Below are 23,344 nucleotides of genomic sequence, written 5' to 3'. Positions count from 1 at the left end.
CCCAATTTTTATTCTGTGATAATTTATACCCTATTCGATTATTAATATTCAGAATTTATTTTAAATTAAAAATAGGCATAAAAAAAATTGGCCTAAGCCAATTTTGATTTGGTGCGGGAAAGAGGACTTGAACCCCCACGTCAATGACACTAGATCCTAAGTCTAGCGCGTCTGCCAATTCCGCCACTCCCGCATGTGGTGATCCATCGGGGATTCGAACCCCGGACACCCTGATTAAAAGTCAGGTGCTCTACCGGCTGAGCTAATGGATCATATAAACTAAATGTTAATAAAGCATATTATATTATGGGGTGGATGATGGGATTCGAACCCACGACCTCCAGAGCCACAATCTGGCGCCCTAACCAACTAGGCCACACCCACCATAATAAAGTTGTTAGTAACTCTTGGAGCGGGTGAAGGGGATCGAACCCTCGCAACCAGCTTGGAAGGCTGGGGCTCTACCACTGAGCTACACCCGCAAATTAATACGAAGTTTTGCTACCAACAATATAAAATTATAGCAGGTAATGGTAAAGTTGTCAATACAATTTTTAAAATTATTTTTTTTATTTTATTTCTATTATACTTGTATGGATTTCTCCTCCTATTTCAATAATTCCATAACTTCTAACTCTATTGATATCTCTAGGAAGAGAGGGGCTACCAGGATTCATTATTATAATATTTCCTTCTTTAATATTTAAAGCTATATGGCTATGGCCAAATAGAGCTATATCTGCTCCTAGCTCTAAGGCCTTATAATATATATTATCTAAACTAGATTTTATATTATATTTATGTCCATGTGTTAAAAATATCTTTTTATCTTCTATCTCTATAAGTCTATCCTCAGGATAATTTGAATTGTAGTCTCCATTACCCTTAACTATTACAAAAGGAAGATCTAGTATCTTAGCTATCTTTTCTCCATCCTTTGTATAATCTCCTAGGTGTATCATCATATCAGCTTTTTTATCCTTCATAATAGCCTCTATGATATCTTCATTTATACCATGGGTATCACTAATAACTAATATTCTCATATCACTCTTCCTCTAACAGTTGTTCTAATCTTTGCTTTATTCCTTCCAAGGCTTTTGCTCTATGGCTTATCTCATTTTTAATCTTCCCATCTAGTTCTGCAAAGCTATTTCTATATCCATTTGGAATAAATAGGGGGTCATATCCAAAACCATTATCCCCCATTTGAGAAAAAGATATATTTCCATGGCATCTTCCACTTACTGTAATAAGTTCATCTTCTTCTGTAATTAGAGCTATCACTGCCTCAAAATGAGCTCTTCTCTTTTCCATAGGAACATTTTTCATATTTTTAAGTAATTTTTCATTATTTGCCAAATCATCTCCATCTACTCCAGCATATCTAGCAGAATATACACCAGGCTCTCCATTTAAAGAATCTACAAAGAGTCCTGAATCATCTGCCATAACCATATAATCCGTCCTAGTTTTTAAGGCTTTAGCTTTTTTTATACTGTTTTCCTCTAAAGTTTTCCCATCTTCTACTACATCAAAATCTTCCAAACCTAGATCTCTCTTAGATAATACTTCTATAGGCAAATCCTCTAATATCTTTTTTATTTCTTTTAATTTATTTTCATTATTAGTAGATATTACAATTTTTCTATTCATCTCTATCTCCTAAAGCTTCTTTTTGAATTTCTATCAACTCCATATTTCCCTTTTCTCCTAAATCTAGGAGTTTATTTAATTGTTCTCTAGAAAAACTATGCTTTTCTCCTGTTCCTTGGATTTCTACTATCTTTTTATCCTCTGTCATTACAATATTCATATCTACTATTGCCTTTGAGTCTTCTTCATAGCAAAGATCTAATAACTCTCCCTCTTCACACAATCCTACACTTATAGCTGCTATATAATTTGTTATAGGTATGGAATCTATTTTTCCTTCTTCTTTTAATTTATTTAGGGCATCCACTACAGCTACAAATGCACCTGTAATTGATGCTGTCCTAGTTCCACCATCTGCCTGTATTACATCACAATCTATCCATATAGTTCTTTCACCTAATTTAGATAAATCTATTATAGACCTTAAACTTCTACCTATAAGTCTTTGAATCTCTTGAGTCCTACCATCTATTTTACCCCTTGATGAATTCCTTACCTTTCTTGCTCCAGTTGCCCCAGGTAGCATAGAATATTCTGCAGTTATCCAACCTGAACCTGTTCCCTTTAAGAAATATGGTACTTTTTCATCTATCATTGCAGTACATATTATTTTTGTATTTCCCATCTCCATAAGTACAGAGCCTTGAGGATGTAATAAATAATTTCTTGTAATATTTACCCTTCTAATTTCATCATATTCTCTTTTATCTATTCTCATTTTAATCTCTCCAATCTTAACACTAGTACTATTCTATCAAAAAACACCAAAAAATAAAAATGAAAAAATATAAAAAGATCCTCTAATATTTAGAGAATCTCCTTTAATTTAATATTCATTTGCAAATACAGGTACACTTGTGTTTATAATCTCACCTTCTACTAGTAGTTCAACACTTTCCACATCTCCAAATTCCTTTAGTGTTAGACCTATATTCTTCATCATTCCATTTAATACTGTTTCATCATTTAAGTAGGATTCATCCTCTATATTTATATCTACAAAGGCTATCCCCTCTTTTATTTCCACACCTTGTAGTTCTACAGAATTAGGAATATTAGATCTTAAATTACTTCCCTCAGGTGGTCCTTGAAATAATTCATCTAAAGCAGTGTATACATTAGAAACTGGTGCTAAAGTAGGTATAGTTACTGGTACAAAATAATCATTATCAGAATCCATATAATATACAACTACCTTGGAACTAAAATCATCTTTATCACTAATTAAATTTATATCCTCCCTACTTAGAGATTCTCCAATCACTACATCATGATTTAATCTATCTACAGCTTCCCCTTCAACCATTAATTGTACTTTGTTGATGGTTGGAAATTCAGTTAATGTATATACTATTCCTTTTATCATGTTTTCTTCATCTTCTTTAGACTCTACATTTTTTATTTCCTTGGAAAAGTCAACTTTACACAAACCAGTTTCATTGTCAACAGTCATACCCTTTATCTTAGTTCCTGCTGGTATTAAAGGAAGTAAATCTGTATGTGCCATAGACTCCCTTAATTCATTAGTGTCTACCATGTTTAAAAGTGTAGTCTTTGCAATTCCTTCTGCCCATGGAATCCTCTTCATAACTGGTACTAAATACCCTTCACCATTTTTAAAATAAAATACAGTTTTCCGTAAATCATCATCTTCTACTACTTCTATATCATTTATGTCTGACCTAATGACTTCGATTTCTCCATCATCTAAAGATGTCATGTTTTCCTTAATTAAATTTGTCCCTAGTTTAACAGCTGTAATACCTAAAATTGCAATTAATCCAAATATAAGTATTCTTTTATTCACCATATATTCTCCCTCCTATACTATTACTAATATATTATATTAGGAGGAAGAATATACTATGCTTATATAACTATTTCTTTTTTACCGAATAAAAATATCCACCACTTACAGGATTTATACTGCTTACTGTTATAAATGCATTAGGTTCTAATTCGTATACTAAATTTTTAAGCTTTTTTAAATCTTTTCTATTTAATGCTACACTTAATATCTCTCTAGGTCCTTCCTTTCCATATCCTTCCATCACTGTTACTCCAAATTTATTTTCTCTTAATAAGTTTATTAATTCTTCATTTTCATCAGTTTTTAGTATTATCTGGGCACCAAGATTTCCAAGGGCAATAAAACTTTCAAGTGTTATCCCTACATAATTACCACAGGCAAATCCAAGTCCATATGCAAGCAAATTAAATGGATTATCTAGCCCACTTACAACCTTATTTAAAGCTGTAATATATATAATAATCTCAAAAAAACCTATAAATGCTGCTTGTAATTTTCTTCCTTGAACTACCATCAACATTCTTATAGTTGACAAAGACACATCGACTACCCTAGCAAAAAAAATAAATGCATACCCAAGTAAAAGTTCCATATGATTCTCCTTTCAAAAAAAGTAGGAAGGTCTCCCTTCCTACATCTTAATATATTTCAAAATAATTTTCTATACCTTTTGCAACAGAATCAACAATTTTATCTTGATATTTATCATCTCTTATTAATGATAATTCTTCTTCATTTGTCATAAATCCTACTTCTAACAATACAGCAGGCATATTTGTTTCTCTAACTACTGGTAAATCTGTTCTTTGTATTATTCCTTTATCTACTGCTCCTGTACCATGAAGATAGGAATCCATTATAGATTTAGCAAAAGGATACTGATCTACCCCATCCTTATCTCCTTTATAAGCAGGGCAATATAAGACTTGTACTCCCTTTATAGCAGGATCCTTATAGGAATTAGCATGAAAGCTTATAAATAAGTCTGCATTACTATTATTTGCAAAATCTACTCTTTCATATATACCTATGTGGCTATCATCCTCCCTAGTCATTAGAACATTATAACCTAAATCTTCTAGCACTTTTCTAGCCTTTAGTGATATTTCTAAATTTATATCTTTTTCTTTAACTCCACTTTTTATAGCTCCTGGTTTTATTCCACCATGTCCAGGATCTATTACTATTGTTCTATCATTTACCTCTATATTTGAATCTCTTTTAAATTTTAATAGTATCTTATCATCTTTTTTATTTGATAAAACTAAATGTTTCACACTCTTTTTAAATTTTATAAATAATACTGTAGAATTTGTATTTTTAATTATATCTATATTATCTATTAAACCATCTTTTATTATTATCTTTCCCTCTTTTAGATCTTCTGCACTGGATGGAATCTCTACTTGAAGCATATTGGTTTTTTCAAAATATTTAGTAGCATAATTTGTTTCTTCTTTATTTTGTATCTCTAAAAATCTATCGGTTCCCTCTTTAAAATACCTTATGTTTTTCCAAGAGTTTTCCTCTGGGCATATTATAAGTTTATCTTTTTCAGTGGTGATCTTAAACTTAGGATTTACAGTTCCAGATTTTATATCTAATACAAGTCTTACTATCTTCTCATCATTTTTATAATTACTATCAGGAACAAATTGAGAAACTCTATATCTATTTATAAACCCTGCCTTTGCATCTTCTTCAAAATAAGTTCCATTTTCCAAGCTGGCATCTAAAAAGTCTATGACATATCTTTCAGGATTACTTAAATTCATAGTATTGTATTTTCCAATATCTTGTCCATATACTACAATAGCTTTTTTACCATCTACTTCTTCCACTTTGATTTTCTCTATCTTGACTTTAGCCTCAACTTCTTCTGGCTTTTGCTCTGGATTTTCTATTTCTTCTGGTTCTTCTAAATCCTCTTCTTCGACTTCTTCTTCATCTTTTGGTTGAGAATTTATATATGGAATCCTCTCTTTTTCATCATATCCTACCTCATATCCTAAAACTTCAGAAATAAAAGCTAAAGGCACCATTGTACTTGCATATTCCTCCGAAAATCCAATCAATCTAGGAATAGAATTTTTATCTAATATCTTTGATTCACCATTTATACTTGCTTTAGGACTATCAATAGTGAGATCTATTTTTTTATCTTCATATGTAATTGTAGCAGTCTTAGTCTTTTGCTCCCAATCTACATTTGCACCATAATTTTCTGCAACCATTCTTATAGGAACCATAGTTCTATCTACTAGGATAAAAGAAGGAACATCTGACACCAGGGCTTCTCCATCTAAGATTATAGGGACTTTTCTTACCTCTATATCCCCACCATTCATATTTACTATAATATTTCCGTATTCATCTGCAAAACTTCCCGAACTTAAAAATAATATTAAAACCATAAAAAATAAAACTATCTTTGTTTTTTTCATATTGCCCTCCTATACTGTCAAGAAATCCTTTTAAATCCTCTTAAGATATTTATATCATTTATCTAAATTCGATTCAACTAATCTACGGTTTTGTAATAATAATGTAATAGCATTGTAACAGAAATTTTGATATTTTTTTTTATTTAGGTAATGATATAAATAACACAAATAAGGAGGCTTTTTTATGATATTTTGTTCAGAAAATTGTACTTATGAAAATGATGGCTTATGTACTTTAAAAGAAGTAACCTCTCCTTCAGAAACTCCTATTAAAGATTGTCCTTATTTCGAAGAAAAACAAAAAAAGAGAGGAAATAAATCCTCTCATAATTCTATACACTCTTAGGCTTTGAATCTATTTCACTGTTAAAAATTTCTTCGTTTAGTTCTCCTTCTGATTTGGCTATAATAGTTGTACAAGCTGCATCACCTGTGACATTTATAGCTGTTCTTGCCATATCTACTAATCTATCCACTCCCATTATAAGTCCTATACCTTCTAATGGTAAGCCTACAGATTGCAATACCATAGCAAGCATCAATGCTCCTGCTCCAGGAACCCCTGCTGTACCTATTGATGCCAATGTGGCTGTTAAGACTACTGTAAGCAACATGCTGAAAGTCAAAGGTACATTATAAACTTGCGCTACAAAAAAAGTTGCAACTCCCTGCATTATAGCAGTACCATCCATATTTATAGTGGCTCCCAGGGGAATTGTAAATGAACATATATCTTTTGAAACACCTAATTTATGCTCAGCAATATCTATAGAAACTGGAATAGTAGCACCACTACTTGCAGTTGAAAAAGCTACTGACATAGCCGGGAAAAACTTTTTGTAAAATGTAACTACTGAAAGCCCAGAAAATACTTTAAATAGACTTCCATATACTAGAGTTGCATGAATTATAAGCCCTATATATACTGCTATGATATATTTGGAAAGTGGAATCAAAGCATCATATCCTACGGTTGCAAAAGTCTTTGCTATAAGTCCAAATACCCCTATAGGTGCAAATATCATTACAATAGATACTAGTTTCATTACCAATTCATTTAATTCTTCAAATAGTTTAAGTACTGATTTCCCCTTTTCTCCTATCAAAGATAGTCCTATTCCTGTTAAAATTGCAAAGGTTATGATCTGTAACATATTTCCATCTGCCATAGCTTGAATTGGATTTCTTGGAATCATTTCATAAAGTATTTGTACTAATGGCACTTTGTCCTTTGCAGCAGTTTCAACAGCTTCTATAGCGCCCATATCTAATCCTATACCTGGTTTAATTAAAAATCCGATAGCCAAAGATATTATTATAGCTATAGCTGTAGTAGTCATATAAAACCCTACAGTCTTCACTCCCACACGACCTAGTTTTTTGATATCTCCCATACTAGCTGCACCATTTACAAGAGATATAAACACCAAAGGTACAACTATCATCATAATAGCTCTTAAGAAAATCTGTCCTACTAATTGAAATACTCCATCAATTAAAATAACATCCTTAAATGTTCCACTTGGAAGATTATAAACAATAATTCCTGTAACGATACCAAGTACAAGAGCAATAAGGATTTTGGTTGTTAAACCTATCTTCTTTTTCAAAATAATCCCCCCTCTAATATATTTTAACTTTACATATATTATAGGGCAAGAGGAATTATTTGTCAATTCGCAAAATTGCGAATTTAGTTTATTTCTCATAGAAAATTTGCTTCCATTATAATTTTAATTATTATCGTACATTTTCTCTCAATTATTTATATGATGGATTTAGTGTATTACAGTAAAAAAAATAGATGCCTAAGCATCTATCTCTTTTGTATCATTTCTGTTAACATTTCTTTTACCAATTGAGGATTGGCTTTTCCCTTTGTCTTTTTCATAATTTGTCCCATTAAAAATCCTACAGCTCTATCTTTTCCATTTTTATAGTCTTCTATAGATTTAGGGTTTTCATCTAGTGTAGATTCTATAATATTTTTTAATTCATCTTCATCATTTATTTGGATTAATCCTTTTTCTTTTACAATATCCTCTGGATTTTTGCCTGTTTCAAACATTTCTCTTAGGACTTTTTTACCAGTATTATTGTTTATCTTTTCTTCTTTCACCAATTTTAGAAGACTACCTAAATCTTTAGCGCTAAATTTAAGAGAATCAATTTCTCTTTCTTCTTCTTTTAAGCGTCTTAATACATCTCCCATTATCCAATTACTAACTAGTTTTGTGTCATCTATATACCCTATTGTTTCTTCATAAAAATCTGATATATCTCTAGATTGAGTTAAGACTCCTGCTTCATAAGAAGATAAATTATATTCATCAATAAATCGCTTTTTCTTATCTCCAGGCAATTCTGGAAGAGATGATCTCAACTCTTCTATCCATTCATTAGTTATCTCTACAGGTGGAATATCTCCATCTAAATGAAATCTATAATTTTCTGCTCCACCTTTTTGTCTCATTATAACTGTTTCACCTAGGACTTCATCCCATCTTCTAGTTTCCTTTTGAGTAGTTTGACCTTTTTTTAATAATTCTATATGTCTATTTTCTTCAAATTCTATAGCTTTTTCTACTGCCCTAAAAGAATTTAGATTTTTTATCTCAGTTATATTAGTCTTTTTACCTGTCTCTGTATCTTTAATGTTTATGTTCACATCACATCTTAGAGAACCTTCTTCCATCTTTACATCAGATACTTCTATATATCTTAAGGTATCTCTCAATGTTTCTAAAAAGAGTCTAGCTTCTTTTGATGAGTTCATATCAGGTTTACTTACTATTTCAATTAAAGGTACTCCGGATCTATTGTAGTCAAGTAAAGTATCTCCTTCTTGTGTATGAAGAGATTTTCCAGTGTCTTCTTCTATGTGTATTCTTTGTAAATGAACCTTTTTAGATCCTTCTTCCAGCTCTAATTCCACATATCCCTCTGCACATATTGGAAATTCATCTTGAGAAATTTGATACCCTTTTACTAAATCAGAATAAAAATAGTTTTTTCTATCCATTTTAGTAAATTTAGCTATATCGCAATTAAAAGCTAAGCCTGCTTTTATTCCCAATTCTAAAGCTTCCTTATTTAGTATTGGAATTGCACCTGGAAGCCCTAAGCAAATTGGACAACAGTGAGTGTTTGCCTCTCCTCCAAATTCATTGGTACAATTACAAAATATCTTTGATTTAGTCATCAATTCTACATGTATTTCTAATCCTATTATGGTTTTATATGACATTATTTCACCATCCCTTCATAAGCTAAAGCAGCATTTAAAATATCTGTTTCTTTAAATCTATTTCCTATAAACTGAATCCCTACAGTGATTCTTTCTTCCTTTGAAGCAGGTATAGAAATTGCACAAAGCCCTGCAATATTTACAGGAACGCTAAATATCGCCTCATTATAATAGTCCTTAGGATCTAAGTTTTCTCCTATTTTAAATGGTAATATAGGAGACGTTGGACTAAGTAGTATATCTACCTTTTCAAATACACTATCAAAGTCTTTAATTAGCAAACTTCTAAGTTTCAAGGCCTTTTTATAATAATCTACTTCTCCATTGCTAAGTAAATGTGTTCCAAGAAGTATTCTTCTCTTGACTTCATCTCCAAGGGCATCTGTCCTTGAGTTTATATATAATTCATCTAGAGTAGTATAATCTTTAGCTCTATATCCATATCTAAGCCCATCAAATCTAGCTAGATTCGTACTTACATCTGAACTCATTATAATTCTATAAGTTTCTAAAGCATATTCTATATTTGGTATTGAAACTTCCTCTATGATAGCTCCATTTTCTTTTAGTTTCTCTATAGATTTTTCTAATTCTTCTCTTACTTTTTTATCCATTTCTTGTGAAATAAATTCTTTTACTATTCCTATTTTAACTCCATCTATAGACCCATTTAAATTCTCCAAGTCTAAATCCATTTCTTTTGTACTAGGGTCGAATTCATCTTTTCCTGAAATTACTTCAAACATCTCAATTGCATCTTTTACATCCTTAGAGACTATTCCCATTTGATCCATAGAATCTACCATAGATATAAGTCCATATCTAGATATTCTTCCATAGCTAGGCTTAAATCCTACTACATTACAATAGCTTGCAGGCTGTCTTACAGAACCTCCTGTATCTGAACCTAGAGCTATCATTGCTTCACTTGCAGCTACAGCTGCTGCAGTTCCACCAGAAGATCCTCCTGTCACTAAAGTAGTATCAATTGGGTTTTTAACTGCCTCAAAATAAGAAGTTTCATTTGTACTCCCCATGGCAAATTCATCCATATTATTTTTACCTATTATAATTCCATCTTCTTGCTTTATTTTTTCCACAACTGTAGCATTATATGGAGAAACAAAGTTTTCTAAAAATTTAGATCCTGCTGTAGTTTTAAAATCTTTAGTCATTATATTGTCTTTAAGAGATACTATAACTCCTGCAAGAATTCCTAATTTCTCATTATTTTTTATTTTTTGATCTATTGTTTCAGCATCTTTTAAGGCTTGTTCTCTATCTAAGCTTATAAAAGCATTTATCTCTTTTTCCTTTTCTTCTATGTTTTTAAAATAGGCTTCTACTATTTCTCTACAAGAAATTTCTTTATTATTTAACTTCTCTTTTATTTCCGAAACTTTTAATCTTGTAATATTCATTTTTCCCCTCCTAATCTACTACTTTTAATATTTTAAAATATCCATATTGAGACTCAACAGTATTTTTTAATGCTTCTTCTCTAGAAAGACTTTCTTTAACTTCGTCTTTAGCTAAAAAATTCCTATCACCATTTACATGGTAATTTATTTCTACATCATCAAGATTTAGACCTTCTATTTTTTCTAAACTATTAACCATATCATTTAAATAGTCTTTAAACTCATCAACCTTGTCTGCTTCTATTCTAAACTTTGCAAGACTTGCAAGCTCCATTACTTTTTTTCTATCAATCACAGTTAACCCTCCTTTAAAATCTCTTTAAGCCTTTCTTCATCTATTACATCAATCCCAAGTTCTATTGCCTTATTATATTTCGAACCTGGATTTTCACCAACTATTATATAATCAGTTTTACTACTTACAGATCCTGTTACTTTTCCTCCTGATATATTTATTATATCCTTAATTTCCTTTCTTGAAAAGTCTTCTATAGTTCCTGTAATTACCACAGTCCTATCTGTAAAAAAGGATTCCTTTTTCTCATCTTCTTCAAAGTATGGTCTTACACCTTCTGAAAGAAGTTTTTCTATTGCCTTTTGTATTTCATCATCATAGAAAAACTCTAATATGCTCTTAGCTATAATATCTCCTATATCATCTACTTCTATTAATTCTTCATAAGTAGCCTTCGAAATTCCTTCTAAATATTTAAATCTATGAGCAAGATCTCTAGCTGTCTTTATACCTACATTACTAATGCCTAGAGCATATATAAAACTAGATAATTCTACATCTTTACTCTTTTTTATAGCATTTAGGAGATTGTTAGTCTTTTTTTCTTTAAATCCTTCCAGATTTATTAAATCCTCATATTTTAATTCATATATCTCTGGTAAATCCGTTAAATTCAATTCTTCTAAAAGTTTTTCTGCAGTTTTTTCACTAAAACCCTCTATATCCATAGCATCACGGCTTGCAAAATGAACCATTCTAGATACAAGCTGAGGTTTACAAGACAAAGAATTCGGACAAAATATATGAACACCATTTTGATATAATTCACTACTACAAGCTGGACAATGAGTTGGCTTTTCTATTTCTATTGTCTCTTCCTCCGTAGGTAAAGTCCCTAATATTTCTGGTATTACATCATTTGACCTTCTTATTAATACTCTCGAGTTTATCCTAACACCTTTTCTCTCTATATCATCGTAATTATTTAAAGTCGCCCTACTCACTGTCACTCCACCTATATCTACAGGTTCTAATATAGCACTTGGAGTAACTTTTGCACTTCTTCCTACATTCCAAACTACATCTAGGAGTCTAGTACTGGTTTCTTCTGCCTCAAATTTATATGCTATAGCCCATCTAGGAAACTTATTTGTATATCCTAAAACTTCTCTCGTTCTAATATCATCTATCTTTATAACTAAACCATCAGTTAATACATCTAGGGTCTTTCTCTCTTCATCTAATCTCTCTATTTCAATGATCAAATCATCTATATCATCAAATTTTTCTTGATATTGAAATACTGGAAGTCTATTTTTTCTTAAAAATTCTAATACTTCTCTATGAGTTTCAAAACTTTTCCCTTCAATATATCCTACATTATAAAAATACCCTATAAGATTTCTCTTTTCTGTTATCTTTGGATCTAAATTTCTCAATGCTCCTGCTGCAGCATTTCTAGGGTTTTTAAGGGGTTCATATGCTGTCTTATTATACTCTCGAAGAGCAGATAAAGGCATAAGCCCCTCACCTTGAATCTCTATAGGTTCTTTAAAATCTATTCTAAGAGGAATATTTTTTATAGTTTTAATCTGTTCTATTATCTCTTCCCCTATTATACCATTTCCCCTTGTAGCTCCTTGTATTAGTTCACCATTATTATAAGTTAAATTTATAGTTAACCCATCAAATTTATATTCCATTATATATACTGGTTCTGGAAGTTTATCTGGATTAGTAGAATTATACTGGTCTATAAGCCTTCTAACTCTAGTATCCCAACTTTTTAACTCCCCTACATTTTGACTTTTATCTAAACTCCAAAGTCTAGATAAATGGGTGTGTTTTTGAAATTTATCTAAAACTACTCCTCCTACTCTCCTAGTTGGAGAATATGGAAGATTTATTCCCGTTTCTTTTTCTAATTTTTCTAGCTCATTATAAAGAGCATCATACTCTCTATCGCTTAATTTAGGTTCATCTAAAGTATAATAATGATAGTTTAAATCATCTATTATATCTATAAGTTCTTTTATACGATTTTCTTTCTCCATATCTAAGCCTCCCTAATTATTTCAATAGGTGCAATGGATAATAATAATCTTTTTAGACTGCCATTAAAGGCTATAACTAATTCCTTGTCTCCATCTCTGTCTTTTATTTGAGTAATAGTACCTATTCCCCATTTTTTATGGCTTACCTTATCTCCTAATCTAGGATCTAGATTAGTATTTCTCACCTTTGGCTTTTGTGGTGGAGTAAAGGTAAAGTCTTTTACTTCTACTAATTTTTCTCTTCTTAAATCTCTTTGAGGTTTTATATCTTCTTTTTTATCTATTAAATCTCCCATCTCACCAATAAATCTAGATGGCATAGTTGCATTTGTCCTACCATAAAGAGTTCTAAACTGTGCATTTGTAATAAACAATTCTTTTTCAGCCCTTGTAAGTGCTACATAGCAAAGTCTTCTCTCTTCTTCCATATCATCTTCATTATCAAATGCTCTTGAAATAGGAAATAACCCTTCTTCCATTCCAACTAAAAATACTACAGGGAATTCTAGTCCTTTGGCACTATGAACTGTCATCATAGTTATGACATTGTCTGTATCTTCGGTTTTGTCCATATCTGAGAGCAAGGAAATGGAGGCTAAAAACTCTTCCAAAGAATTATCTTCAGCAGAATTTTGAAAACTAACTGCCACAGCTAGTAATTCCATGATATTATCTATTCTAGTCTTTGATTCTATAGATTTATCTTTCTCTAAATCAGCTATATATCCTGACTCATAGATAAGTGTCTCTATAAACTCTTTAAGCCCTAAGATTTCTTTTTTTGCAATTAGAGTATTCATCATTTGAATAAATGGTTTGATGCTATTTTTTGCTCTTTGAGATAAGGAATCTATATTATCTATCTCTAGCAGACTTTCATATATGGACTCCCCCACAGAAGTAGCATATTCTTCTATTTTTTCAATAGTTGCATTTCCTATTCCTCTTTTTGGAGTATTTATAATTCTTTTTAGAGAAATATTGTCAGCTGGATTTTGAATTACCTTTAAATAGGCTATAATATCTTTTACTTCCTTTCTATCATAGAATCTAAGTCCTCCTACTATTTTATATGGTAACTCTTCTCTCATAAACCTTTCCTCAAAACTACGGGATTGAGCATTGGTCCTATATAGGATACCTATATCCTTAGGTTTATATCCTTTGTATAATAAGTGATTTATCTTATTCGCTACAAAATAGGCCTCTTCATCTGATGAACCTGCTTGCTCATAGATTACATCACTACCTTCTGGATTATCTGTCCATAGGTTTTTATCTTTTCTTTCCATATTGTTTTCTATGACTTTATTTGCCACATTTAGTATGTTTTTTGTAGACCTATAGTTTTGCTCCAAAAGGATTACTTTAGACCCTTCAAAATCTTTTTCAAAGTTTAATATATTGGTAATATCAGCCTGTCTCCATGAATAAATCGATTGATCCGAATCTCCAACAACACATATATTCTTGTATTTAGCAGATAATAATTTTGTAAATTCATATTGAATTTTATTCGTATCTTGGTACTCATCTACAAATACATACCTAAATTTGTCTTGGTAATACCCAAGTATATCCTTATTTTCTCTAAGTAATTTAACCGTCTTTATTATTAGATCATCAAAATCTAAGGCATTATACTTCTTAAGCTTTTTTTCATATAAGGCATATAGTTCCCCTATATTTCTCTCATAATAATCTCCATAATTCGAATTAATATATTCATCAGGATCCATTTGCTCATCTTTAAACCCACTTATTCTGGATAGTACAGTTCTTTCCTTATACATATCCTTGTCTAAATTTATCTCTTTAATACATTCCTTCATAAGCGTTATCTGATCGTCTCTATCATATATGGTAAAACTTCTGTCATATCCTATTTTGTCTATATCTCTTCTTAACATTCTCACACAAACAGAGTGAAAAGTTCCCATCCACATACTATCCACATTTTCATCTAACAGCTGAGCCAATCTTTCTTTCATCTCATTTGCAGCTTTATTTGTAAATGTAATAGCTAATATATTGCTTGGATACACTTGCTTATCTTTTATCAAATAAGCTATTCTATGGGTAACTACTCTAGTCTTTCCTGAACCAGCACCGGCCATAATTAATAAAGGTCCTTCTGTATGAAGAACCGCTTCTTTTTGTCTAGGATTTAATCCTTCTAAATAATCCATTTTTTCACCATCCTAAGTATTTCATCTGTTTATATTATATAGTAATGGAGTGTTTTTTTCCATGAAAAAAGTAACAATCTTAAGATTGCTACTTTTTGGGATATAAATACTACTGATTATATAATATAGAGTAGAAGCTATTCTTACAAAGACTTTTCTAAAGCTTCAAGTAAAACACTCGCCTCTTCTTCTGTTAGAGTAACTCCCTTTCCCATTTTTCCTTCATCGTGATTCCAATCCCTTATATCAAACTTAGCTGCTCTGTCATTCCAGCTTACTTTATTTAATTCTTTAGTCCAGTCTCCTCTTTCTGAAAGTACTGCTATTTTTTCTGTGATTTCATATTTTATATTTGCCATCGTATCCTCCTAGTAGTTTTAAATACATTTTACTTCATATTTCAGACTTTGTGAACACCAAATAAATTCGAAAGACTTTTATGTAATATTTTATCATATAATGTATTGTTTTCAGAAAATTCTTGACTCTCTTTTTCTCTATTGCTATAATTAAATAGATTATATATTGATTAATTTTTATTTAAATTAAGAGGAGGGTTTTTATGGATTATAGGAAAAAAATCTTAAAAAAAACTATCACCTTAGTCTTATCACTGGCATTAATCTTATCATTTGGTATCCTTGGTTTTGCACAACCTTATACTGCAGATTTCAGTTATGAACAACCTAAAGAGATAATAGAAAAGTATTATCCTGAGCCAAAAGAAGAAATACCAACTCCCGCTTTTTTAGATTCAGAAAATGAATTTACCTCTCAAGAAGAAATGCTAGATTATATTTATGATCTCCAGGCAAAAAGTAAAAATATGAATGTAGAAATCATTGGAAAATCTCAAGAAGGAAGAGATATGCCTATGGTTATATTTAGCAATCCTTCTTATACAGAGGATGCATATATAAATTCTATGGACAAACCAATAGTTTGGTTACAAGCTCAAATTCATGGAAATGAACCAGCTGCTGGGGAATCAGCTTTAGCTATTATAAACGAGCTTGCAACTGGTCAGCTTGGTAAGGATGTTTTGGATAAAATAACCGTTATAGTTGTACCTAGATTTAATGTAGATGGCTCATATTATTTCCAAAGACAAACCGCAACGAAAATTGACTCTAATAGAGATCATATAAAATACGATTTAATTGAGACTATTAATATTCACAAAGCATTTAATAGGTTCATGCCTGAAGTTGTAATTGATGCTCATGAATATGGTGTAGATTATTCCTTTAGAGATGTAGGTAAAAAAGGATCCCTTTCTTATTACGATATACTTATATCTTCTGCTAAAAATTTAAATATACCTAAAGAAGTTAGAGAACTTTCAAATTCTCTATTTGTAGAAAATGTCCATAACAAACTTGAAGAAAAAGGTTTTACCTCTTCTCACTATTACACTTCTAGTAAAAAAAGTGATGGTTTCCATATAAACGAAGCTGGAGTGTCTCCTAGAATAGGTAGGAATGCATATGGACTACAAACTAGCTTTAGTTTCCTAGTTGAATCCCGTGGTATAGGAATTGCAAAGGAAAACTTTGGCAGAAGAGTTGCAGCTCATATGGCTACTACAGAAGAAATTCTTACAACCACAGCTGAAAATGCCAAATTAGTAAAAGAAACTATTCAAAAAGCCCGTGCTAAGGTAGTTGAATTAGGAAAAGTTGCAAATAAAGATGATAAATTAGTAATTTCTAGTCAAAATAAGCCTATGGGCAACTCTACTCTTAAAATTGTAGATGTAGATACTGGAGAAATTATAGATCTTAAAACTAAGTTTTATAGCTCAACTCTAGCTACTCCTGTAGTAGAAAGAGTAAGGCCTACAGCCTATATTGTACCTAGTGCTTACAAGGAGGTTGCAGAAAAATTAGCTAATTCTGGAGTAAGTGTTAGAAGATTAAATAAAGATATTGAGATTCCTGTTGAAACATATACTGTTACAGATTCTCAGGTTGAAGATAAATATTATGAAGGACATTATAGAAATACTGTAAATGTAGATTTAAGTATAAAGACGAAAAAATTTGAAAAAGGTAGCTATGTATTTACCATGGCTCAACCAAATGCAAATCTTATCGCAATGGCACTTGAGCCAGATGCAGAAGATAGTTTTGTAAAATATAATGTCATAAAAGTTGGCACAAAAGACGAAGTGCCTGTATATAGATATTTAAGTTCTAAAATTTTAGATACTCATATTGTAGATATGGACTAGTATTAAATTTAAAAATCAATATATAATTTTAAGACCTTCTAGTTTCTTAGAGGGTCTTTGTTGAGTAAGAAGTTCTAGAATTTTAAAAGCCTTGTTGGGAAACCAACAAGGCTTTTAATTACATATAAATTTGTTCCATTGAGAAATTATCTTCTAATTTTATATAGAAGGATAATAATTCTTTTAATGCATACACTGGAACTGGTCCTACTAATTCTGAATTCACTATATTTATATTGTATCTAGATAGTTCTGATTTTATAGTTTCATATACTCTATGAATTGGAGTTTCTTCATAGTTTACTAAATTCATTGAGATTTGAACTTGTTTTTTATCTGGAATATCAAGTGCTATTGCCCTTACATTTTTATATCCACCTTTTGCTCCTCTTATAGCTTTAACTACTTTTTTAGCTGAATCTATATCTTGAGTATCTAGGTTTATATTAAATGCGATTAGAGCAAATCTTGAACCTGTAACTGTTGCTCCACTTTTTGCATTAAATTCAAATGGTCCTTCATCTGGTTTCCAATTTTCATCTTTCATTTTTTCTTCTAGAGCTTCATATTGACCTTTTCTTATCTTAACTAAAGATTTTCTATCGGCTCTAGTAGCTGCTTCTTCATAAAAATACACTGGTACTCCAAGACTTCCTAGATATTTACCATATTCTTTTGATATTTCTACGGCTTCTTCAGTAGTCATATTTTTTACTGGAATAAATGGAACTACATCTATTGCTCCCATTCTTGGGTGACTTCCCTTATGAACTGACATATCTATAAGCTCAATCGCCTTTTTACTTAGTCTTTTTGTTCCTTCAAGTACAGCTTCTGGTGTACCTTTATAGGTAAATACTGATCTATTATGATCCTTATCTGAATTTACCTCGATTAATTCAAGATCTCCATTTTCCATTAGAGCTTCTTTTACTTGATTTATCTTATCTAAATCTGTTCCTTCACTTATATTTACTTCTGCTAATAGGACTTTCATTTTCTTCCTCCTCTAGTATGCTAGTTCTTGTTTAGAAAACACTACTTTACCATTTTTAATTACCTTATCTATATGGTTTATACCAAAGTGATAAATTATATATGGTAAGTTTGGTGCATCAAATATAGCTATATCTGCCTTTTTACCTTTTTGCAGACTTCCTACTTTATCAGCTATATCTAAAGAAGCTGCACCATTTATAGTTACACCTGTTATGACTTCTTCTGGTGTCATCCTCATTTTTAGTGAAGATAAAGTCATGATAAACTGAAGATTCTCAGTTGGGCAACTTCCGGGATTATAATCCGTAGAAATTGCTACAGGTACTCCCATATCTATCATCTTTCTAGCATTTGCAAATTCTGCTCCAAGATTAAAAGCTGTTCCCGGAAGAAGATTTGCAATTGTGTTAGAATTAGCTAATGATTCTAAACCCTTATCACTTGCTGCAAGTAAATGATCTGCAGATACACATCCTATTTCTGCTGCAAGTTCTGCTCCACCTAAAGTAACTATTTCATCTGCATGAATTTTAAGTTTCATACCATGTTCCCTTGCTGCTAAGAGTATTCTTCTAGATTGATCTACACTAAATACTCCCTCTTCACAAAATACATCGCAAAATTCCGCAAGATTTTTTTCCTCTACCACTGGAAGCATTTCATTTATAATTCTATCTACAAATTTTTCAGGATCATCTTCATATTGCTTCGGTATAGAATGTGCTCCCATAAATGTGGAAACAACATCAACTGGATGGTCTTCATTTAATTTATGATTTACTTCTAATTGCCTTAATTCAGTATCAAAGTCCTCTATACCATATCCCGATTTACCTTCTACTGTTGTAACTCCGAAGGATAGCATAGTATCTAAACTCTTCTTAGCTTTTTCATATAGCTCATCAAAGCTGGCATTTTTGGTAGAATTCATAGTACTATGAATTCCACCACCTGCAGCTAAGATATCTAAATACTCTACTCCCTTTAGTTTCATATCTAGTTCATTTTCTCTAGATCCACCATGTACTAGGTGGGTATGAGAATCTATTAACCCTGGAGTTATAGTTTTTCCCTTTCCATCTAATACTGTAGTATTTTCATCTATTTCTATATCATCTGGAAGCTGTCCTTTGCCTACATAGATTATTTCATCATCTTTTACAGCAAGAACTCCTCCTTCTATCAGACCTATATCCTTTAAATCTTCTCCAGCCCTAGGTCTATTTTCTCCCTTTAGGGTGATTAAGTTATCAATATTTTTTATTACTAATGTAGCTTTCATATAATCATCCTTTTTTTACTTCTTATATTTTTCCTTCATAACTCTATCTACTAAGTCTTCACTTGGTACGAAAGGTATAGTTATATGGTCTTCACCTTGGAATTTTTGGTTGTATTCTATTGTAGTTTCTATAGCATGATCATTTCTTGCCCATGATCTTCTTGATACTCCTACCATTGTATCCCATGGTATTGATAATTTCAATATTTCATCTACTCTTTCACTTCCATCTAGAACCATTCCAAATCCACCATTTATGGATTTTCCTATTCCTACTCCTCCACCATTGTGAAGAGCTATCAAACTCATTCCTCTTGCTGCATTTCCTGCGAAACAGTGAGTTGCCATATCTGCCATTATATTACTACCATCTTTAATATTGGATGTTTCTCTAAATGGTGAGTCTGTTCCTCCTGTGTCGTGATGGTCTCTTCCAAGCATTACTGGTCCTATTTCTCCATTTCTTACCATTTCGTTAAATCTTAGAGCTATATCTCTTCTACCAAGAGCATCTTGGTAAAGAATTCTTGCTTGTGTTCCTACTACAAGTCCATTTTCCTCTGCATCTCTTATCCACATATAGTTATCTCTATCTTGACCTCTTCTATCTGGGTCAATTACATCCATTGCTGCATGGTCTGTCTTTATTAAGTCTTCATGTTTTCCACTTAAGCATACCCATCTAAATGGTCCATATCCATAGTCAAATAGCATTGGTCCCATTATGTCTTCTACATATGATGGGAATATGAATCCTTCTGATTCATCTACACCATTTTTAGCTATGTCTTTTGCTCCTGCATCATATACTGCTTTCATAAAGCTGTTTCCATAGTCAAAGAAGTAAGTTCCCTTATCTACTAGTTTTTTAATCAATTCATAGTGATGAACTAGAGTTTCATCTACTAATTTTATGAATTTAGCTTTATCTGTATTTAACAGTTCTGTTCTTTCATCAAATGTTAATCCTTGTGGACAATATCCTCCATCATATGGTGCATGGCATGATGTTTGGTCTGATAGTAGTTCTAAATGTATATCATTTTCTACTACATATTCTAGAAGATCTACTATATTTCCATGATATGCAAATGCCATTGCTTTTTCTTCTTCCATTGCTTTATGAGTATGTTTAAATAGTTCTTCTAAATCTTCATATGATTCATCTATCCAACCTTGTTCTAGTCTTGTATTTATTCTTGATTGGTCTACTTCTGCTATTATTGATACTGCATTTGCTATTTTTGCAGCTTTTCCTTGAGCCCCACTCATTCCTCCAAGGCCTGATGATACAAATAAATGTCCTTTTAAGTCTTTATCATCTGCAATTCCTAGTTTCATTCTTCCTGCATTTATAATTGTATTATAGGTACCATGTACTATCCCTTGAGGTCCTATATACATCCATCCACCTGCAGTCATTTGTCCATAGTTAGCTACTCCCATTGCTTGAGCTTTTGCCCAATGTGCTTGATCATCAAACATTCCTATCATTAGAGAGTTTGTGATAATTACTCTAGGACTATTTTTAGCTGATTTAAATAATCCCATAGGGTGACCTGATGCTATTACTAGAGTTTGTTCATCGTTGAGTTCTTCTAAATATCTTTTTACTAATTGATATTGCATCCAGTTTTGGAATACTTGGCCTGTTTCTCCATAAGTTACTAACTCATATGGATAAAGCGCTACATCAAAGTCTAAGTTATTATCTATCATTACTTGGAAAGCTTTACCTTCAATACATTGTCCTTTATATTCATCTATTGGCTTTCCATATAGATTTCCCTCTGGTCTATATCTATATCCATAAATTCTACCATAAGTTAATAATTCATCCATGAATTCTGGTGCTAATTCTTCGTGTAATTCTTCTGGAATATACCTTAAGGCATTTTTTAAAGCTAATTTTATTTCTCTTTCATTTAATGTAAGCTCTCTCACTGGAGCTCTTCTTACTCCTTGCATAAACTCTTTAGTAGGTGGTAATGTGTTTGGTAATTTTATTGTCATTGCTTCTGAAATATTTACATTTGTTGGCATTCTTTTTCCTCCTTATAGTTATTAAAAGTTATTATAAAATTTGTCCAATTTTTTCTTCTGCTGCTTTTATTAGACTTTCACTCTTCATAATCTCTTCTACTTTATCTATGTCTTTGTGCATAATTCTGTCTACTTTTACCATTGGTATTTCTTTTCTTATTAACTCATAAACTTCTTTTGTTCCCTTACCTAGACCCTTGTCTCCTCTTAAATCAATTGCTTGACAAGCTGCAAGGATTTCCATAGCTACTACTCTTCTTGCATTAAATAAAATATCTCTAGCATGTCTAGCAGCTATAGTTCCCATAGATACATGGTCTTCTTGATTTGCTGATGATGGTATAGAATCAACACTTGCTGGATGAGCTAAAGTTTTATTTTCTGAAACTAGTGCTGCTGCTGCATATTGAACTATCATAAATCCAGAGTTTATTCCACCTTCTTCTACTAAGAACGCTGGAAGACCTTCACTAAGTGCTGGATTTACTAATCTCTCTAATCTTCTCTCAGATATATTAGCAAGTTCTGCAATACCTACTTTCATAAAGTCAAAAGTGATAGCCATAGGCTGTCCGTGGAAGTTACCACCTGAGATTACTTCTTCTTCATCTGGGAATATTAGTGGATTATCTGTAGCTGCATTCATTTCAATTTCTACTTTTTCTTTTACATATTGCAGACAATCTTTACTTGCTCCATGAACTTGAGGTGTACATCTTAGGGCATAAGCATCTTGAACTCTTATTTCACCTTGTCTTGTAGTATTGCTACTTCCTTCTAATATAGATAGAAGATTTTTACCAGTATTTATTTGACCAAGATGTTTTCTTACTTTATGAACTTTATAATCATAAGCATCTACTATACCATTTAAAGCTTCATTTGTAAGTCCAGCAGAAAGATCTGTCATTTTACTTAAGTTTAAAGCATCATATATAGTAATTGCTCCAACTGAAGTCATAACTTGAGTACCATTTATTAAAGCTAAGCCTTCTTTTGAAGTAAGTTCTATAGTGTCTATTCCAGCTTTATCCATAGCCTCTTTACCAGACATTCTAACACCTTCAAATGTAGCTTCTCCTTCTCCAAACATTACAAGTACCATATGTGATAATGGTGCTAAGTCTCCACTTGATCCTAAAGAACCTTGTTGTGGTATAACTGGAGTAACTCCCTTGTTTATCATATCTATAAGAGTTTGAACAGTTGAAAGTCTAATTCCAGAATGTCCTTTTGCAAGTGCATTAACTCTTAGAAGCATTATACCACGAGCTTCTTCTTCACTAAATGGTGTTCCAACTCCACATGAGTGACTCATTATTAAGTTTTTTTGTAATTTTTTAGTATCTTCTTTTGATATACTTACATCACTAAATTTACCAAAGCCTGTAGTTATACCATATACTACTTTTTCTTCTTCTACATACTTCTCTACTAAATCTCTAGATTTTTGCATCTTATCTCTTACTTCTTGGGGTAAATCTATCTTCTCTCTGTGTCTTACTACTTTTATAAAGTCTTCTAAATTCAGACTATCTCCATCTAACATTATCATTGGCATATAATCCCTCCATTATTTTAAGTTAATAAATACAAGAAAAGCTTCCATACATTAGGCGATAACTTTTCTTATAAACTATGGAAAAATCCGGATTTTCCCATAGTTTATAAGAAAAATCTTTATTAATTTCAAGTTATAATTCAGCTTTTATTTTGACTTCTTGTGCAAAT

Annotated in this window: 19 protein-coding genes and 4 tRNA genes; 2 read left to right on the top strand and 21 right to left on the bottom strand. The window is 31.6% G+C overall.

Annotated features, from left to right (window positions below; genetic code table 11):
* Positions 1-109: 109 nt before the first annotated feature.
* From AC4PG3_RS05045 to AC4PG3_RS05000, 10 genes are all read right to left on the bottom strand, one after another.
* Positions 110-193, bottom strand: a tRNA-Leu gene (locus tag AC4PG3_RS05045).
* Between the two features lie 3 nt (positions 194-196).
* Positions 197-272, bottom strand: a tRNA-Lys gene (locus AC4PG3_RS05040).
* Positions 273-307: 35 nt separating this feature from the next.
* A tRNA-His gene (locus tag AC4PG3_RS05035) sits at positions 308-384 on the bottom strand.
* 24 nt (positions 385-408) lie between these two features.
* Positions 409-482: transfer RNA gene (locus tag AC4PG3_RS05030), tRNA-Gly, on the bottom strand.
* Between the two features lie 87 nt (positions 483-569).
* Complete coding sequence (locus tag AC4PG3_RS05025; protein ID WP_492197976.1) at positions 570-1,046, bottom strand: metallophosphoesterase family protein; 477 nt, start codon at positions 1,044-1,046, stop codon at positions 570-572.
* A gap of 1 nt (position 1,047) precedes the next feature.
* Positions 1,048-1,656 carry an XTP/dITP diphosphatase gene (locus AC4PG3_RS05020; RefSeq protein WP_492197975.1) on the bottom strand — a complete coding sequence of 203 codons (609 nt, stop codon included), beginning with the start codon at positions 1,654-1,656 and terminating at the stop codon, positions 1,048-1,050.
* Complete coding sequence (gene rph / locus AC4PG3_RS05015; protein ID WP_492197974.1) at positions 1,649-2,374, bottom strand: ribonuclease PH; 726 nt, start codon at positions 2,372-2,374, stop codon at positions 1,649-1,651. Before rph ends, AC4PG3_RS05020 begins: the two co-directional genes overlap by 8 nt.
* A gap of 108 nt (positions 2,375-2,482) precedes the next feature.
* Positions 2,483-3,466, bottom strand: a complete 984-nt coding sequence (locus AC4PG3_RS05010; RefSeq protein ID WP_492197973.1) for a GerMN domain-containing protein — start codon at positions 3,464-3,466, stop codon at positions 2,483-2,485.
* Positions 3,467-3,533: 67 nt separating this feature from the next.
* A complete protein-coding gene (locus AC4PG3_RS05005; RefSeq protein ID WP_492197972.1) occupies positions 3,534-4,058 on the bottom strand; it encodes a DUF2179 domain-containing protein in 525 nt (174 codons plus the stop codon).
* A 46-nt stretch (positions 4,059-4,104) separates the two neighbouring features.
* Entirely contained in the window at positions 4,105-5,910 is a 1,806-nt protein-coding gene (locus AC4PG3_RS05000; protein WP_492197971.1) for an N-acetylmuramoyl-L-alanine amidase family protein, read from the bottom strand.
* Between the two features lie 184 nt (positions 5,911-6,094).
* On the opposite strand from AC4PG3_RS05000, the gene AC4PG3_RS04995 reads away from it, so the two are divergent.
* A complete protein-coding gene (locus AC4PG3_RS04995) occupies positions 6,095-6,256 on the top strand; it encodes a hypothetical protein (protein ID WP_492197970.1) in 162 nt (53 codons plus the stop codon).
* On the opposite strand, the gene AC4PG3_RS04990 is transcribed toward AC4PG3_RS04995, so the two are convergent.
* From AC4PG3_RS04990 to AC4PG3_RS04960, 7 genes are all read right to left on the bottom strand, one after another.
* Positions 6,243-7,520: a dicarboxylate/amino acid:cation symporter gene (locus AC4PG3_RS04990; RefSeq protein ID WP_492197969.1), complete on the bottom strand. Its 1,278-nt coding sequence runs from the start codon at positions 7,518-7,520 to the stop codon at positions 6,243-6,245. The two genes, AC4PG3_RS04995 and AC4PG3_RS04990, sit on opposite strands and share 14 nt — an antisense overlap.
* Positions 7,521-7,726: 206 nt before the next feature.
* Positions 7,727-9,157, bottom strand: coding sequence for an Asp-tRNA(Asn)/Glu-tRNA(Gln) amidotransferase subunit GatB (gatB, locus tag AC4PG3_RS04985; RefSeq protein ID WP_492197968.1), 1,431 nt, complete (start codon positions 9,155-9,157; stop codon positions 7,727-7,729).
* Entirely contained in the window at positions 9,157-10,578 is a 1,422-nt protein-coding gene (gene gatA, locus AC4PG3_RS04980) for an Asp-tRNA(Asn)/Glu-tRNA(Gln) amidotransferase subunit GatA (RefSeq protein WP_492197967.1), read from the bottom strand. Before gatA ends, gatB begins: the two co-directional genes overlap by 1 nt.
* 10 nt (positions 10,579-10,588) lie before the next feature.
* Positions 10,589-10,873 (bottom strand): Asp-tRNA(Asn)/Glu-tRNA(Gln) amidotransferase subunit GatC, encoded by a 285-nt coding sequence (gene gatC / locus AC4PG3_RS04975; protein WP_492197966.1) that lies wholly within the window; start codon positions 10,871-10,873, stop codon positions 10,589-10,591.
* A 2-nt stretch (positions 10,874-10,875) separates the two neighbouring features.
* Complete coding sequence (gene ligA, locus AC4PG3_RS04970) at positions 10,876-12,867, bottom strand: NAD-dependent DNA ligase LigA (RefSeq protein WP_492197965.1); 1,992 nt, start codon at positions 12,865-12,867, stop codon at positions 10,876-10,878.
* A gap of 2 nt (positions 12,868-12,869) precedes the next feature.
* Positions 12,870-15,056 (bottom strand): DNA helicase PcrA, encoded by a 2,187-nt coding sequence (gene pcrA / locus AC4PG3_RS04965; RefSeq protein WP_492197964.1) that lies wholly within the window; start codon positions 15,054-15,056, stop codon positions 12,870-12,872.
* Between the two features lie 143 nt (positions 15,057-15,199).
* Complete coding sequence (locus AC4PG3_RS04960; RefSeq protein WP_492197963.1) at positions 15,200-15,415, bottom strand: YdbC family protein; 216 nt, start codon at positions 15,413-15,415, stop codon at positions 15,200-15,202.
* A gap of 203 nt (positions 15,416-15,618) precedes the next feature.
* On the opposite strand from AC4PG3_RS04960, the gene AC4PG3_RS04955 reads away from it, so the two are divergent.
* On the top strand, positions 15,619-17,289 hold the full coding sequence (locus AC4PG3_RS04955) for a M14 family metallopeptidase (RefSeq protein WP_492197962.1): 1,671 nt from the start codon (positions 15,619-15,621) through the stop codon (positions 17,287-17,289).
* Positions 17,290-17,407: 118 nt separating this feature from the next.
* Here the strand turns inward: AC4PG3_RS04955 and ftcD are convergent, their stop codons facing one another.
* Genes ftcD through hutH form a run of 4 tightly spaced genes read right to left on the bottom strand, consistent with a single transcriptional unit; the run spans position 17,408 to position 23,174 of the window.
* Entirely contained in the window at positions 17,408-18,286 is an 879-nt protein-coding gene (ftcD, locus tag AC4PG3_RS04950) for a glutamate formimidoyltransferase (RefSeq protein WP_492197961.1), read from the bottom strand.
* Positions 18,287-18,298: 12 nt separating this feature from the next.
* Positions 18,299-19,570 (bottom strand): imidazolonepropionase, encoded by a 1,272-nt coding sequence (gene hutI / locus AC4PG3_RS04945; protein ID WP_492197960.1) that lies wholly within the window; start codon positions 19,568-19,570, stop codon positions 18,299-18,301.
* Between the two features lie 15 nt (positions 19,571-19,585).
* A complete protein-coding gene (gene hutU, locus AC4PG3_RS04940) occupies positions 19,586-21,613 on the bottom strand; it encodes a urocanate hydratase (protein WP_492197959.1) in 2,028 nt (675 codons plus the stop codon).
* Positions 21,614-21,644: 31 nt separating this feature from the next.
* On the bottom strand, positions 21,645-23,174 hold the full coding sequence (gene hutH, locus AC4PG3_RS04935) for a histidine ammonia-lyase (RefSeq protein ID WP_492197958.1): 1,530 nt from the start codon (positions 23,172-23,174) through the stop codon (positions 21,645-21,647).
* Between the last annotated feature and the right edge of the window lie 170 nt (positions 23,175-23,344).

The sequence above is a fragment of the Tissierella sp. QWL-11 genome (assembly GCF_058683765.1).
This window is presented reverse-complemented; position numbering and strand designations above follow the sequence as displayed.

What these genes read in the sequence shown, in the direction of transcription:
- AC4PG3_RS05025 (WP_492197976.1), bottom strand. Translation starts at nt 1,046, where the DNA reads ATGAGAATATTAGTTATTAGTGATACCCATGGTATAAATGAAGATATC.
- AC4PG3_RS05020 (WP_492197975.1), bottom strand. Translation starts at nt 1,656, where the DNA reads ATGAATAGAAAAATTGTAATATCTACTAATAATGAAAATAAATTAAAA.
- rph (WP_492197974.1), bottom strand. Translation starts at nt 2,374, where the DNA reads ATGAGAATAGATAAAAGAGAATATGATGAAATTAGAAGGGTAAATATT.
- AC4PG3_RS05010 (WP_492197973.1), bottom strand. Translation starts at nt 3,466, where the DNA reads ATGGTGAATAAAAGAATACTTATATTTGGATTAATTGCAATTTTAGGT.
- AC4PG3_RS05005 (WP_492197972.1), bottom strand. Translation starts at nt 4,058, where the DNA reads ATGGAACTTTTACTTGGGTATGCATTTATTTTTTTTGCTAGGGTAGTC.
- AC4PG3_RS05000 (WP_492197971.1), bottom strand. Translation starts at nt 5,910, where the DNA reads ATGAAAAAAACAAAGATAGTTTTATTTTTTATGGTTTTAATATTATTT.
- AC4PG3_RS04995 (WP_492197970.1), top strand. Translation starts at nt 6,095, where the DNA reads ATGATATTTTGTTCAGAAAATTGTACTTATGAAAATGATGGCTTATGT.
- gatB (WP_492197968.1), bottom strand. Translation starts at nt 9,157, where the DNA reads ATGTCATATAAAACCATAATAGGATTAGAAATACATGTAGAATTGATG.
- gatA (WP_492197967.1), bottom strand. Translation starts at nt 10,578, where the DNA reads ATGAATATTACAAGATTAAAAGTTTCGGAAATAAAAGAGAAGTTAAAT.
- ligA (WP_492197965.1), bottom strand. Translation starts at nt 12,867, where the DNA reads ATGGAGAAAGAAAATCGTATAAAAGAACTTATAGATATAATAGATGAT.
- pcrA (WP_492197964.1), bottom strand. Translation starts at nt 15,056, where the DNA reads ATGGATTATTTAGAAGGATTAAATCCTAGACAAAAAGAAGCGGTTCTT.
- AC4PG3_RS04960 (WP_492197963.1), bottom strand. Translation starts at nt 15,415, where the DNA reads ATGGCAAATATAAAATATGAAATCACAGAAAAAATAGCAGTACTTTCA.
- AC4PG3_RS04955 (WP_492197962.1), top strand. Translation starts at nt 15,619, where the DNA reads ATGGATTATAGGAAAAAAATCTTAAAAAAAACTATCACCTTAGTCTTA.
- ftcD (WP_492197961.1), bottom strand. Translation starts at nt 18,286, where the DNA reads ATGAAAGTCCTATTAGCAGAAGTAAATATAAGTGAAGGAACAGATTTA.
- hutI (WP_492197960.1), bottom strand. Translation starts at nt 19,570, where the DNA reads ATGAAAGCTACATTAGTAATAAAAAATATTGATAACTTAATCACCCTA.
- hutU (WP_492197959.1), bottom strand. Translation starts at nt 21,613, where the DNA reads ATGCCAACAAATGTAAATATTTCAGAAGCAATGACAATAAAATTACCA.
- hutH (WP_492197958.1), bottom strand. Translation starts at nt 23,174, where the DNA reads ATGCCAATGATAATGTTAGATGGAGATAGTCTGAATTTAGAAGACTTT.